Source organism: Megalodesulfovibrio paquesii, assembly GCF_054653055.1.
Window position 1 is genome coordinate 133,752 of sequence record NZ_BAAIGQ010000007.1, and the last position, 13,307, is coordinate 147,058.

Genomic DNA, 13,307 nt, shown 5'->3' on the forward strand with positions numbered 1-13,307 from the left:
CTGGCGGGCACTGTGTAAACGAGCACCTGGCATGCAGTTAACCGCCAAGGGAGCGCATGGAATTGGCCTCTTGAATTTTCATGAGCAAATAATCAAAGGACATTGGCTTCATCATGTAGTCAAAGGCGCCAAGCTCCATGCCTTTGACGGCAGTTTCCACATCGGCATGTCCAGTCAACATGATCACTTGCGTGCCAGGACTGATGGTGCGCAATTGGCGTAATGTTTCAATGCCATCCATTCCAGGCATTTTTACATCCAGGACTACGACGTCGTAGCAGTTGGAGCGGGCCAAATTCAGCGCCTCTTCGCCACTGGCGGCCACATGCAAGTCTATCTTGCGCTTGGACATGCGCTTTTGCATGAGATCCAGAAAGTCCTGCTCATCATCAACTAAAAGAACGCGCGTCATTTCCATGAGGAGCTCCGGGGTGTCTGTTCAGCCGGCGGGGGAGGGGGCGGAGCCCGCGCCTCGGGTTCCGCCCACAATCAACTGTCGGCCTGCAACGGGAACCTCACTGCGCCGCCCGCTGCCTGAGGTTGGTCAGCATGGTTTCAATCTGCGCCAATGATGTCTTGATGTCCTCAGGGTAGTCCTGCATCTTCAACGCTGCAGTTTTCAGAGACATTTCCATTAAGGCGCCCTGCAGTGCGGCTGTTTGCAGTGCTTGCTGCTTGGCCTCCATGGCGGCCAGCTGCCCTTCCAGTCGGCCGAAAAATTCCTTGCTCTTGGCCTCCAGCCTGGCGTCTGCCTTTGCTTCAATGGTGTTGATGGATTCAGTCGTGGAAACAGTAACACCCTCTATCCTGAAGGACAACGCACTGTAGGCAATAACAATGCAGATGATCATCAATCCAGCAAAACATCCTATCAACAGGCCCTTGCTCCAGCTTTTGTAGTCGCGTTGCTGGGATTCACTGCCAGGCTGTGAAAGACCATGCAGTGCCTCCAGCCGTTTACCTAATCCTAGCATGACAGACTCCTTATTATTGCAGTCTGAGGGTAAATATCCCAGAAAGTCAGCCATTATCCATGCACTGATTGCTGCGCCCCGTGCAGGCCAGAATGGAGTGCAACAGGGTTATTCACATCGGAAGTACGATTGCGCCTTTTCCGAAGAATAAATATTGCAACAAGCAAGGCAAGCAGTGTTGGAATGCATGCACCAAAGAAAATGGACATGAACGTGGAGTTGACGTTGTCTGATTGAGAGGCGTAGTACATGGCCACACAAAGCTCTGAAAGAATGAGTATATCAGCAATCGCGACCAATATCAGCTTTTTGTAGTCATGTACTTGAGGTTCTGCTGCGTCTTGCATTGTTTTGCTCCTGCACTTGAGAGAGTAGGCGCCCGGGCTGCAGGCGTGGAAGCAACCCGGGCGCAAAGCTCAGACGAACTGTTACTTCTTGTAGATGTCCGTCTTGCTGATGTTCATGAAGCGCGCAGCCTGACCTTCTTCCTTGTAAAAGATGCGCACTTCGTCACCGGAAATCCAGGTATCTTCAGGAAGATTGATGGATTCGGCGTCAACAGTGAACTTTGCAAGAATCTTCTGGCGGCTGGAAAAGATCTGGACCGTATTCTTCTCCTTGTCGATGATGGGGAACTTCTTTTCCGCAACCATCGGATGACTCCTGGTTACGTTCTCCATGATATCCACAGGAGTGAAGGGGATTTTGCGGAAGTTCTTGCTGGCAGGGTTGTACACCAGCACGAAATTATCCTTCACATTCAGTTCGATACGCCCTCCAGGAGTGGGCAACGGTCCGACTTCATGGGGATCTGCCGGAAGCCTCATGGTCACAGGGGGCAGCGCCGTGTAACGCGGGTTTTTCCGGTCATGGGACTCTTCCTTGATGAAAGTAACGATGCCGGAATCCTTATTGAATTCTACCACTCGCCCTTGGATGACATTGCCGTAATCGCAGCCCCACAAAAGGACCGGGAGCAGCAGCAAGGCGATTCGGCTGAGGAAGGTCTTGATTCGCATGGGATGTATCTCCATTGTCTCTTGACTGCAGGTTAGGCGCGGCTCTTCTTCATCGCGATTTCCTTGCGTGCCCCGGCAATCATCTTGAGGAAGATGTAAATGGACAGCGCAGCCACCAAACCCAAGACGAGGAACGTGGCGCTCCAGTCGAGATAGAATTTGTATGCAGGAAGGTACTTCACCAGCAGCTTGAGCAACACGGAAATGAGGCAGCCCACTACAGCGCAACCAAAGGCAACCTTGATGCCGGTACCCTTGATGTACTTGGTGGCCACAGCGCCCACCTGCGCACCGATAGAGGCGCCAACGAGCATGATGATGGCGGCCACAAGCTCGGTACGGCCCTTGAAGGTGTACGTGCCGGCGCCGTACACGCCAGAGATCATCACTTCAAAGAGGTCGGTGCCAACGGCAACATGCGTAGGACAGCCGAGGAGGTAAATGAGGGCGGGCATGCGGATAAGGCCACCGCCGATACCAAGGATGCCAGCCAGCCAACCCGTGAAGAAGGAGACGCCAATAGGCAGCCAGGCGGAGCAGTAAATGCCGGCGACCTTGAGATGGATCATCGGCGGAATCTTGATCTTCTGCAGGGCCTTGTGCCACTGCAGTCCGTGTTCCTCACCGGAATGCTCAAGACCCTTCGCCGCGGCTTCCTTGGCCCTTTTGTTGGCCTTGGATACGTCACTGAAGACCATCCAGGCAATGAATGTCAATAAAACAATATAGAGCCATCGGACGACGGTTTCGACATTGCCCATGCGCTCCAGCCACATGACCATCTGAGCGCCAACTTCAAAGCCGGCCACCGTACCGACGATCATGATCAGGCCAAGTTTGTAGTCAACGTTGCCGAACTTGCCGTGCCGCATGGTGGAAACGAGGGACTTGCCGGCCATGTGGGCAATGTCGGTACCGATGGCGAATGCCATGGGAAACCCGAGAATGTTCAGGCCGGGCGTCACCATCCATGCGCCGCCCATGCCAAAGAACCCACCGATGATACCAACGCCCAACCCGAGAATGATGAGGCCGGGCCAAAAGATATCCACACCGGCGATGGGCATGTGTACAAAAAGCCATTCCATGATTGTATCCTCTCAAGTCTTGGGGATTTCGATTTAATGACCGGGCAGTTCTTTGGAATGCAGGTCGATGCCGATGTTGCTCATGATCAAGTCTGCGATGACCCCAAAGATGACGCCAACAGCAGGAATCAATACACATGTGAGCATGGTGAAGTAGGCATGACTGTCGTTATAAAGGTTGCCCCACCACTTCAGAATACCTTCAAGGTCTCTGGTGTCTGAAACAATAACGATAGGGGCCCCGCCGCCGCCCGCAGCCATGGCGACTGCAGGGATAAGAAGTAACGCCAGGACAGTGATAAAGCCTATGAGTTTGAACTTGCCTCGCATTGCAGCTCTCCCTTGCTTTGGTGTTCGTGATTTATTGCGCAAGCGCGGTTCTGATGAAGCAAGAACGAGGCCAGTGGAAATTTGCGTGAAAATTTGATTTGCTTGAAAAATAAAATCGTATAATTTCAATTTGTAATCAACATTCGTGTTGGTGCGGCGGTTTTGAGCAAGATATCACGCAATGTCTGAGAGTTTCGAGCAAGGTTGGTCGAGCATGTGATTGGGGTAAGCTAGTGTGGAAAACGTCGAGACTCGAGTTTTCTTGCAAGAAATTGCCGGAGTGTTTCCGGTGCGTTTGCGATACAGCGGATTTCGCGCAAGTCCATAGGCTGATTGACGCAGGCGGCTTTGCTGGATAGGAGTAGCAAAACCAGTCTGTAATAGGGAGGCTGCCGTGGGTTTTTTTGGTGATGACGCCCAGGAAGTCCGGGTAAAAGCCATGCTTGGGCAATTTCCCAAACTTAGAGCGTCGCTGTTTCGAACGCGGCTATTCCTGTATCTCGCCCCCAGCATCATGGGTATCGTTGCCGTGACTGGATGGGGAGGGTATTCGATCTCGGATTATTATATACACATTGGCGTTGAGCGTATGACTCAGGTCTTGAATCTTGCCATGGGGCATGCGCTTGAGCAGCATCTAGCCGCTTGCAGACAAGACTTGCTGCGGGCGGCGCGCCATACGCCAACGCTCGATGCCATGCGTACATTTTTGCAGGATACCGCTGCAGTTCGGGGGGCTGCTTATGCGGAGTTTGGATTTCTTCCTTTGGAAGAGCGTGATGTGATTGTGTTTGTCTCGGACGGTACAGACATAAGCCTTGTACCTCGGGATCGGGTTTCAGAGATTCGGGGAAGTCCTTTGCTCCTGTTTAATGATATCAAGGGGCTTTCGCCGGGTTCCGTTCATATTACCCCAATGCGGGAAATTGAATATCCATTTTCTGTGCCTGACAATCCCTATAAAAGACTCTCGTTGTCTACAATGCGGTTGATAACGCCATATACTAACGTTAAAGGCGAACTCGAAGGATACTTGTTTATCGGGTTGGACGTTCGCGACTTGCGGAACGCGCTTTCCTTGTTCAATTCGCCGGATTCGCCTGTTGCAGCTTTTCCGCGCAGTCCCAACATGAGAGTTGCCTATTTTTTCGATACGGAAGGCTGGATTTGCTTTCAATCTGAGGATCACACTCGCCTGGATCTTCCACTTTCCACCCATTTGGCCCGTTCCGGGATGGCCGGGAGCCTTGGCCGTCCGGAGCATCCAGGAGCATATCGCCCTTTTGCAACCCACTTGTCATATTGGAAAATGGTTGATGAAACCATGCATGGTCAAAGTGGATTGATCACCCTCAGGGGGAATGAATTACCGCCAGAAACTACCGGTGAGTATTTTCTGGCGTACACACCTGTTAATTTCGCAGGAGAATCAAATGCATCTGCACAAATTATTGGAGGTGTAGCCTATCTTGACCGAAGCAGACTCCCATTGCTCGCAGGGTATGAGCATGTGGATACTCTGCTGGTAGTGATGTTGGTCGCCATGGCTGTCACCGTTTTGGTGATATACTATGCAGGGGCTCAGGCAGCCAAGCCTCTTTATGCCTTGGCCGATGCAGTACGCTCGATGCGCTTTCAGGGTAAGCTGCAGCCATTGATGCTTGAGCTTCAAGGGTATGAGACGAGCGTTTTACGCGATGCAGTCAATCATTTGGTGAATATTGTCAACGCACAGGTGGATGAATTATGCGCCAAAGATCAGGCCATTGTTTCTGCAGGCAATAAGGAGGAAATCTCTCTTGCCAAGGAAGCACCAGATTTGGAGCAGGCGCTTGATGATAGTATGGTGCCAGGCATTGTAGGACGGGGATTGCGTATTGAGGCATTACGTTCCGAAGTGCTGAAGGCAGCCCGCGCCAATGTGGATGTACTTATTCTGGGTGAAACAGGCACGGGAAAACAGTTGGCTGCGGAAGCCGTGCACCGGCTTTCAGACAGGAGCGGAAAGCCATTTATCAGTATCAACTGCGGGGCGTTGGATGAGAATTTGCTGCTCGACACGCTTTTTGGTCATGTTAAGGGGGCGTTTACCGGTGCCAAAACAGACCGTAAAGGGGCATTTCTTGAGGCCAATGGTGGCGTGCTGTTTCTTGACGAAATTCAGGCGGCATCGCAGAAAGTCCAGCAATCCCTTTTGCGGGCCATTGCAATTCGTACCATAAAGCCCCTGGGAAGTGATGCGGAAATTCCTGTTGATGTCCGTTTGATTGCTGCGTCCAATATCGATTTGAAAGATGCAATCGAGCGGAATGAATTCAGAGAGGATTTGTATTTCCGGCTTAACGTCATCACGATTCATACACCTTCTCTTCGTGACCACCCGGAGAATATCCCTGCGTTGGCCTTCTATTATTTGAAAAAGGCTGAAAAACTGGTCACCAAAGAACGGGTCGCCTTTTCTAAAGGGGCGCTGGAAAAACTAAAGACGCATGACTGGCCTGGAAATGTTCGAGAGTTCAAAAATGTAGTCACCAGAGCTGTGGTCATGTCAGAAGGTCCAGTGATCCTGGCAGAGGATATCCTGCTTGATGTGGATGCCGCAGCTGCCGAGGCCGTGCATGGGGACTCTGAGACTGATAGCAGCGTTCGGTCTGATGCCAGTACAGCCGGAGCCCTGCCCGGCAGGGGGGCGCAAGTGACGCTGAACACCCGACAGCAGCGCGCGTGGCAACAGATTGTTGAGCGAGGAGAAATTACGAGGGCTGAATATGAACAGCTCGTCGGGGGCGGTGTGCCATCACGCACGGCTGCCTATGACTTGAAGGATTTTGTCAAGAAGGGACTGCTTATCAAAGCAGGGAGAGGACCGGCGACCAAGTATCTTGTAGCCGCTCACCTTGTAATTTGGCACGATAAGCATGATGCACCACTCTAATGATTTCATGTCACGCGCTTATCAGAGGTACTGCGCATGGATTTATTGAGTCATTCTCTGCTTGAGGCTGCCAATCTATATATTTCTCAGATTTCCGGGCAGCTCATTGCGAGACGTTTGCAGATGGGGACGGCTGAAAGTTGTACTGGTGGGCTCGTCGCAGCCTTGTGTACCTCCCGGCCAGGAAGTTCGGCGTGGTTTACGGGGGCGGTGGTGGCCTATGAAAATCGTATCAAGCAGCGCATCCTTGGTGTACAAGATCATGTATTACAGACTGTTGGCGCGGTAAGTGGGCAGTGTGTGGAGCAGATGGCGCGTGGTGCGCAACGTGCCTTGCAAGTGAGCGCGACAGTGGCCATTTCCGGAGTGGCAGGGCCGACAGGCGGCACTCCGGAGAAGCCTGTGGGCACGGTGTGGATTGCCTGGGCCGTTGATACTACCTTGAATGCAATGCAGTATCAGTTTGATGGCGACCGCGATGCAGTGCGTGCGGCTTCAGCTGTGGCGGCCCTGGCGGGCCTGGCGAAACTGCTGGATGCCTTGGGGTGAGCCATGCGGTGTTTCATTGGCTTCACACTGCCCGGGGCGTGGCAGGAACAGTTTGACACGCTTGAGAATGACTGGACCCCAAGATTTTCCAGCAGGTTGACATGGACGAAGCCGGAACAACGACATCTCACGCTTCGCTTTCTCGGCGAGATATCTGCGGAGCAGGTGCCTGCGCTGGCAACTGCACTGCCTGCGGTGCTTGCCGCTGCTGCGGTTGATGGCAGGCCGGCCACGCTGGAGATGCAACTGGCCGGGGGCGGGTATTTTCCAAATATCCAGACACCGCGAGTGGGGTGGGTCGGGATGGGCCTTGGGCGCGACGCGTTGACCAACTGCGCGGCCCGGCTGGAGGATTTTGTCGTATCTCTGGGGATTGCAAGAGAACTGCGCCCGTATTCGCCTCACGTGACCCTTTTTCGGGTCAGGGATGCCGAGCCGTGCCGGAATGATCCTTGGCGAGCCTTTGCGGAACATCTTGCCGGGGTGGACTGGCCTGTGGCCACACTGGAGCGACTGGTGTTGTGGGAGTCCCTGCTGGGGCCGGGCGCGGTGCGGCATGTGCCATTGGCCAATGCGCAGGCGGCTGCGCCGAGGAGCCCGTGAAAAAGAAGAAGGCCGGCTGCCACGCCGGCCTCTTCCCGCCAATGCTTGAAGCGTCTGGCATGCGGGGGGGGTTAAATGTAGTCCCCGCGGTTGAATTTGAAGCGCTCCGTCACCGTGAGAATCTCCAACTCGTCCACCACAGACTGCAACTCAGGATTTTCCTGCTGCAGTTCGGGGAGGGACTGCTTGAGCTGGCCAACCTGGCTGGAGATGTCCTCCAGGACGCCATAGGCGTTGCGGAGAGCACCTTGTTCAGAATCGTCCTTCAATGAAGAAGCATACGATTCCAATTGGTCCAGGACAGAGTCGAGATGTTCCATGACCGCGCGCTCAGTAAGAGGGTTTGCGTCCGCCGCTTCCGCATCTGTGGCAGACCCGACAACGTCGATGTCGGGCAGGGGGGAAGCGGTCGCCACGGCCGTGGCCTGGGAGGAGTCTTGCGAGGCGTCGGGGCTGTCGCTCTTGGCCGATTCCGTGGCCAGCATGCCGTCGAACATCCCTGTTCCAGACGACTGCCTGGCGCGTCGCAAGTCTTCCTGCCGCAAGGTCTCCAGGTGATTTGATCTGATCTTCATGCTGCACCTCGTGGCGGGTGTTTGGATTCCTTCAAGCAAGGAGCTTGCCAGAACGGCGAAAAGGTGTCAGTGCTGTAATTTCAGTAGATTGGAAAAAAGGCTCGGCATTTTTTTCCGGATGCGAAGGTTGGGCGCAACACCCGGCTGAACAGGAACGTACCGCAGAAGAAAGCAGTTGTCTAATGCCGCGCTGCTCTGGCAAGACAGAACTGTGCATGGTTTGAACCCGTTGGACACTGAGGGCAAGGCAGAACCTTGCCGAGGAGGCAACTCATGGCAACCATCAAGAAGGTGCTTTGCGCGCTGGACTTTTCGGAAATCAGTCCCAAGGTGGCGGACTACACTGCGACCATTGCCCAGCAATTCGGTGCTGAAATTGTTGCCCTGTATGCTGCGCCCTCTCTGGCGCAGTACGTGGGGTTTCATGTACCGCCCAACTCCATTGATTCTTTTGTCGGCGAAATTGTCGCCGGCGCCGAGAAGACCATGGAGGATTTTTTGAAGGAGCACTTCAAGGGTGCGCCTGTGCGGGGCAGGGTGGTCACGGGGTACGCGGCCGAAGAAATCCTGAATATTGCAGTTGAGGAAAAGGTGGACCTGATCATCATGGGCACCCACGGCCGCAAGGGCATTGACCTCATTTTGTTTGGTTCCGTTGCGGAAAAGGTGGTAAAGAGCTCCAGCATCCCGGTGCTGACCATCCGCCCCAGCGAGCCGGAAGCCTGATCGTTTCCGGCGATTCGCCAGATGCAAGGGGGAGCGGCGCCATGGGGCGGCTCCCCCGTGCTGCCTGAAGAATATGGCGAATGAACACGCCCCTTGCCTGCGAGGCGAGGAGGCGGTATGAAATTCGGATTCCAACCACTTGTAGCGAATCCAGACATCATGACATCTTCTGCTGAATCTTCCGCCGTGTTCCCCGGCAATGTCGAGGCTGACCTGCTGGAGGGGACCTTGCGCCCCCAGGTGCAGGCCTTTTCACCGTATGTTGCGGGGTTGTCCATTGCAGAAATTATGGAACGACACGGCCTTGCGCAGGTAATCAAACTGGCCAGCAACGAAAATCCCCTGGGCGCCTCGCCGGTGGTCATGCGCCGTGTGTGCGACAGCGCCGGTTCCGCGTTCCGGTACCCGCAGGCTGGCACGCCGCGGCTGCGCAAAGCCATTGCCGCCAAGCTTGGTGTGCAGCCGGAGATGATCGTGCCGGGCAACGGCTCCGACGAAATCATCGACCTGCTCATCCGTGTCCGCGCCCGGCCAGGGGATGAGCATTTTCTGGCCTTTTCGCCCTGCTTCAGCATTTATACGCTGCAGAGCGCGCTCCAGGGCGTGGAGGCCCGACAGGTGCCGTTGCGTGCGGATTTCAGCTTTCCTTTCGCTGCCTTGGCCGATCGGGCCACGGAAAAGAGCGCCCTGGCCTTTGTGACCAATCCGGACAATCCTTCCGGGCATGCGGTGCTGGCTACGGAAATCTGCCGCTTTGTGGAATCCCTGCCACAAACGTGCATCGTGGTGGTGGATGAAGCTTATGTGGATTTTGCCCTGCCCGTGGACGAATACAGCATGCTGCCGCATTTGGCCAAATATCCAAATCTGGTAATTTTAAGAACTTTTTCCAAGTGTTATGGCTTGGCGGGCTTGCGATTGGGCTATGGGGTGATGCACCCCTGGCTGGCTGCGGCGCTCATGAAGGTCCGGCTGCCCTTTAGCGTGAACCTGCTGGCCGAGGAAGCCGGTCTTGCAGCCCTGGAAGATGAGATCTTCTACACCGAGACCGTGCGCGTGGTGGTAGAAGGCCGCACCCAGCTGGCTGAAGGGCTGACGCGACTGGGATGCGCAGTGCAGCCTTCCCTGGCGAACTTTCTGCTGTTCCGCCTGCCTGCCGGATGCACGCAGACCGCACGGCAGGTGTTCGAAGCCTTGTTGGCGCGCGGGGTGATCATCCGCCCCCTGAACAGCTACAACCTGCCGGACGCCCTGCGCGTGAGCGTGGGCACGGCGGAAGAAAACTCCATGTTCCTTGCCGCCCTGGAGGCTGTCCTTGGGAACTGAGCTTCACCCCTCTGACAACAGGCAACCGGTAGTCACCCTCGACGGCCCCGCCGGCGTGGGCAAGACCACCCTGGCCCGCCGTCTGGCCGCGGCCCTTGGCGTGGCCTACATGGATACCGGCGCCATGTACCGCGCCGTGGCCATGTGCTTGGGAGAGAACGGCTGGGACCTGCCAGAGGCAGAAATTGCCAGCCGGCTCTCCAGCCTGCGTTTTTCCCTGCATGGGAGTGGCGAGGAAACAGCCCTGGCCATGGATGGCTTTTTTCTTGGCGACGAGTTGCGCAGCGAGGAAGTGGGGCGCTGGGCCTCCCTGGTGGCCAGGTTGCCCGTGGTGCGGGAGTGCCTGGTGGCTGCCCAGCGGCAGATGGGTGGCACGAGCGCCCTGGTGGCCGAGGGGCGGGACATGGGCTCAGTGGTCTTTCCCCAGGCGGCCTGCAAGGTGTTCCTGGACGCCCGGCCGGAAGTCCGCGCCAAACGCCGCTATGACCAGCTCCTGCGCCTGGGGCAAACACCGCAGCCCCTGGAAGAATTGGTGGAAGCCTTGCGTATTCGGGACGAACAAGACCGCACCCGCGCCGCCTCGCCGCTCAAGCCGGCCGACGACGCCATTCTGCTGGACACTTCGGACCTGACGGTGGAGGAAGTGTTTTCACAGCTGCTGGCCTTGGCCGCCTCACGGCTGGGAAGTGGGGGCAACATAGTGTAAGCCCGTCAACCGTATCCTGCGTACAGGGAGGTCCTATGCCCAAGTCGTTACGTTTGTGGATTCTTGTCCTGGCTCTGGTGGCCATGCCCTTTGTGGCCTCGGCCTTGTCCGATGCCCCTCACGTTACGGCAGAGCAGGCCATGGCGTTGCTCGTGGACGGCAACGCCCGGTTTGTGCGGGGCGCAGCCATTCATCCCAATCAAACGACAGATCGCCGCAAAGACACTTCCCTGAATGGCCAGCACCCCGTGGTGACGGTGCTGTCCTGTGCGGATTCCCGCGTTCCGCCTGAAATTTTGTTCGACCGCGGGGTGGGTGATGTTTTCTCCGTCCGCGTGGCTGGCAACGTGGCGGCGGTGGATGAAATCGGCACCATCGAATACGGTGTCGAGCACCTGGGCACCCCGTTGCTGCTGGTGCTCGGGCACACCCAGTGCGGCGCCGTGACGGCCGTCGTCAAGGGCGAACAGGTGGGCGGCAACATCCCGCAGCTGGTGGCGCCCATCGCCCCGGTGGCAGAACGCGTCAAGGCACAGATGGCCGGCAAGGATATCAACGCGGTGGTGGCTGCCGCCATTGAAGCCAATGTCTGGCAGGTCATCGACGACATTTTCAAGGGCAGTCCCATCGTCCGCCATCTGGTGCAGGAAGGCAAACTGAGCGTGCAGGGCGGTATGTACGTGCTGGAATCCGGCGCGGTGCGCTTCATGGGCGCACACCCGGAGCAGGACCGGCTGCTGGCGTACACCGGGGGGCCCGGCGGACACTGAGCCTGTGCCGGCGTGAATCGGAAACAGGAAAGGGGCCGCCAGGCCCCTTTTTTTGTGGATACCCCGAGCACTCCCAGCGCGTCACAGCAGATCGCAGTCCGTGCGTCGCACTGGCTGGGAGCTTTCCTCCAGTTGAAAGAAGCTGATGGTCAGTTGCAGCTGGTTGGCCTGGGCCGCCAGCTCTTCGGACGTGGAAGACATTTCCTCAGAGGCCGAGGCGTTGGCCTGAATCACCTGATCCAGCTGCTGAATGGCTTGGTTGATCTGCTCCACACCGGCATGCTGCTCATTGGTGGCGGCGGTAATTTCCTGAACGAGCTCGGCGGTTTTTTTGATGGTGGGCACCAGTTCCAGCAGCATGCGCCCGGCCTTGTCGGCCACGGCCATGCTGGAGGAGGAGAGCTGGCTGATCTCCGAAGCCGCACGCCCGCTGCGCTCGGCCAGTTTGCGCACCTCTGCCGCAACCACGGCAAACCCCTTGCCATGCTCGCCAGCCCTGGCGGCCTCGATGGCGGCGTTCAGGGCCAGCAGGTTGGTCTGCCTGGCAATTTCCTCCACAATGGAGATCTTTTCGGAAATCTGCTGCATGGCGGACACGGTGGCGCGGACGGCCTCGCCGCTTTCCTCGGCCTCCTGGGCAGACTGCTGGGCCAGGGTGTCGGTTTTTTTGGCATTTTCTGCCGTTTGCGCAATGTTGGAACTCATTTCTTCCATGGACGAAGAGATCTCTTCCACCGCTGAGGCCTGATCCACCGCCCCGCGCGAGATGGATTGCGAGGTGGAGGAAAGCTCGGTGCTGCTGGAGGCCAGATTGGTGGCGCCGTCCATGACATGGCCGATGACTTCGGTCAGGCGCTCGATCATGTCAGCCAGAGCCTGGGCCACGGTTCCCATCTCGGCCTGGTATTCGCCCTCCAACCGGGCCGTGAGATCCCCCGCGGCGAGTTGCCTGGCAACATTGCGGATGCCACACAGCGGGATGATGACGAATGTTTGCAGCAACCGCCAGCCGAGCATGAAAACCAGCAGCAGGATGCCGCCAGTCCAGGCCGCTGTTGTGGCAAGCGCCCGGTTTTGCGCGGCCTGCGCCGCGGCGTGGGAGCTGATGATTTCGAAGGCGCCGTGCAGTTCGCCCGTTTTCCAGCCTTCCATGGTCCCGCCCAGGGGGTCCCTGGCGCCTTTGGGGTCGCCGTGGCAGGCCAGACAGTCATCCGTCAGTCGGATGGCCCGAAAGAACCGGGTCTGGTCTGGCTCCACAATGATATGCTCATCAAGGTGCTCGGCCTCCATTTTCAGGAGTACCTCGCGTTCCAGTGGCGTGGGCGTGTTTTCGGGATTCCTCGGGCTGATTTTGGGAACGCGGAACTGATAGCCTCCGGCTGCAGCGTTCTCACGAGCCATGTTGATGGCTGTGATCACGGGCACGGCCTGGATCAGCTTGTCCCTGGGGATACTCTCGAAGGGAGCGATGATGCCCGCCTCAAGCTTCCGTCCCATCTCGTTGCGTGCGGATTCCGCCATGATGACAATGGCCCGGCTTTTTTCGACAAGCCCGTTGTGCGAAAATCGCTCAATGGCCGATTCGAGAAAAGACCCCATGATCAGGGCCACAAGCAGCGGCCCTGCCGTCGCAATGGCCAGCAACCGCCATTTGATGCTGAGATGTGCCAGCATGTCACCCCCCTGGCATGAAGGTGTTGCGGAGA

The 13,307-nt window shown here is 56.8% G+C and carries 15 protein-coding genes; 7 read left to right on the top strand and 8 right to left on the bottom strand.

All coding sequences use genetic code 11. The features are described from left to right. Positions 1 to 37 precede the first annotated feature (37 nt). From ACYQ00_RS17015 to ACYQ00_RS17040, 6 genes are all read right to left on the bottom strand, one after another. Positions 38 to 418: a response regulator gene (locus tag ACYQ00_RS17015; RefSeq protein ID WP_460033282.1), complete on the bottom strand. Its 381-nt coding sequence runs from the start codon at positions 416 to 418 to the stop codon at positions 38 to 40. 97 nt (positions 419 to 515) lie between these two features. Next, positions 516 to 974 (bottom strand): hypothetical protein, encoded by a 459-nt coding sequence (locus ACYQ00_RS17020; RefSeq protein ID WP_460033283.1) that lies wholly within the window; start codon positions 972 to 974, stop codon positions 516 to 518. A 53-nt stretch (positions 975 to 1,027) separates the two neighbouring features. Further along, entirely contained in the window at positions 1,028 to 1,321 is a 294-nt protein-coding gene (locus tag ACYQ00_RS17025; RefSeq protein WP_460033284.1) for a hypothetical protein, read from the bottom strand. Between the two features lie 81 nt (positions 1,322 to 1,402). Beyond that, positions 1,403 to 1,993: a DUF4881 domain-containing protein gene (locus ACYQ00_RS17030; protein ID WP_460033285.1), complete on the bottom strand. Its 591-nt coding sequence runs from the start codon at positions 1,991 to 1,993 to the stop codon at positions 1,403 to 1,405. 32 nt (positions 1,994 to 2,025) lie between these two features. After that, positions 2,026 to 3,081 (bottom strand): sulfite exporter TauE/SafE family protein, encoded by a 1,056-nt coding sequence (locus ACYQ00_RS17035; protein WP_460033286.1) that lies wholly within the window; start codon positions 3,079 to 3,081, stop codon positions 2,026 to 2,028. A gap of 33 nt (positions 3,082 to 3,114) precedes the next feature. Further along, positions 3,115 to 3,411, bottom strand: coding sequence for a DVU0150 family protein (locus tag ACYQ00_RS17040; protein WP_460033287.1), 297 nt, complete (start codon positions 3,409 to 3,411; stop codon positions 3,115 to 3,117). 394 nt (positions 3,412 to 3,805) lie between these two features. Here ACYQ00_RS17040 and ACYQ00_RS17045 point away from each other — a divergent pair, with 394 nt between their 5' ends. From ACYQ00_RS17045 to thpR, 3 genes are read left to right on the top strand one after another with little or no spacing between them, the layout of a single operon-like run. Beyond that, a complete protein-coding gene (locus tag ACYQ00_RS17045; RefSeq protein WP_460033288.1) occupies positions 3,806 to 6,346 on the top strand; it encodes a sigma 54-interacting transcriptional regulator in 2,541 nt (846 codons plus the stop codon). 36 nt (positions 6,347 to 6,382) lie between these two features. Beyond that, entirely contained in the window at positions 6,383 to 6,895 is a 513-nt protein-coding gene (locus tag ACYQ00_RS17050; RefSeq protein ID WP_460033289.1) for a CinA family protein, read from the top strand. 3 nt (positions 6,896 to 6,898) lie between these two features. Beyond that, entirely contained in the window at positions 6,899 to 7,498 is a 600-nt protein-coding gene (gene thpR, locus ACYQ00_RS17055) for an RNA 2',3'-cyclic phosphodiesterase (protein ID WP_460033290.1), read from the top strand. 71 nt (positions 7,499 to 7,569) lie between these two features. On the opposite strand, the gene ACYQ00_RS17060 is transcribed toward thpR, so the two are convergent. After that, on the bottom strand, positions 7,570 to 8,073 hold the full coding sequence (locus ACYQ00_RS17060) for a hypothetical protein (protein WP_460033291.1): 504 nt from the start codon (positions 8,071 to 8,073) through the stop codon (positions 7,570 to 7,572). A gap of 273 nt (positions 8,074 to 8,346) precedes the next feature. Between ACYQ00_RS17060 and ACYQ00_RS17065 the strand changes: the two genes are divergently transcribed. The 4 genes from ACYQ00_RS17065 to ACYQ00_RS17080 all read left to right on the top strand — a co-directional run bounded on the left by ACYQ00_RS17065 (position 8,347) and on the right by ACYQ00_RS17080 (position 11,601). Continuing rightward, a complete protein-coding gene (locus ACYQ00_RS17065; protein WP_460033292.1) occupies positions 8,347 to 8,799 on the top strand; it encodes a universal stress protein in 453 nt (150 codons plus the stop codon). 159 nt (positions 8,800 to 8,958) lie between these two features. After that, positions 8,959 to 10,125, top strand: coding sequence for a histidinol-phosphate transaminase (gene hisC, locus ACYQ00_RS17070; protein ID WP_460033293.1), 1,167 nt, complete (start codon positions 8,959 to 8,961; stop codon positions 10,123 to 10,125). Further along, a complete protein-coding gene (gene cmk, locus ACYQ00_RS17075; RefSeq protein ID WP_460033294.1) occupies positions 10,115 to 10,831 on the top strand; it encodes a (d)CMP kinase in 717 nt (238 codons plus the stop codon). The genes hisC and cmk overlap by 11 nt, the downstream gene beginning before the upstream one ends. A gap of 35 nt (positions 10,832 to 10,866) precedes the next feature. Next, positions 10,867 to 11,601: a carbonic anhydrase gene (locus ACYQ00_RS17080; protein WP_460033295.1), complete on the top strand. Its 735-nt coding sequence runs from the start codon at positions 10,867 to 10,869 to the stop codon at positions 11,599 to 11,601. A gap of 81 nt (positions 11,602 to 11,682) precedes the next feature. Here the strand turns inward: ACYQ00_RS17080 and ACYQ00_RS17085 are convergent, their stop codons facing one another. Then, the gene (locus ACYQ00_RS17085; protein ID WP_460033296.1) at positions 11,683 to 13,275 is read right to left on the bottom strand and encodes a methyl-accepting chemotaxis protein; all 1,593 of its coding nucleotides are present in this window, start codon (positions 13,273 to 13,275) and stop codon (positions 11,683 to 11,685) included. Positions 13,276 to 13,307: the final 32 nt, after the last annotated feature.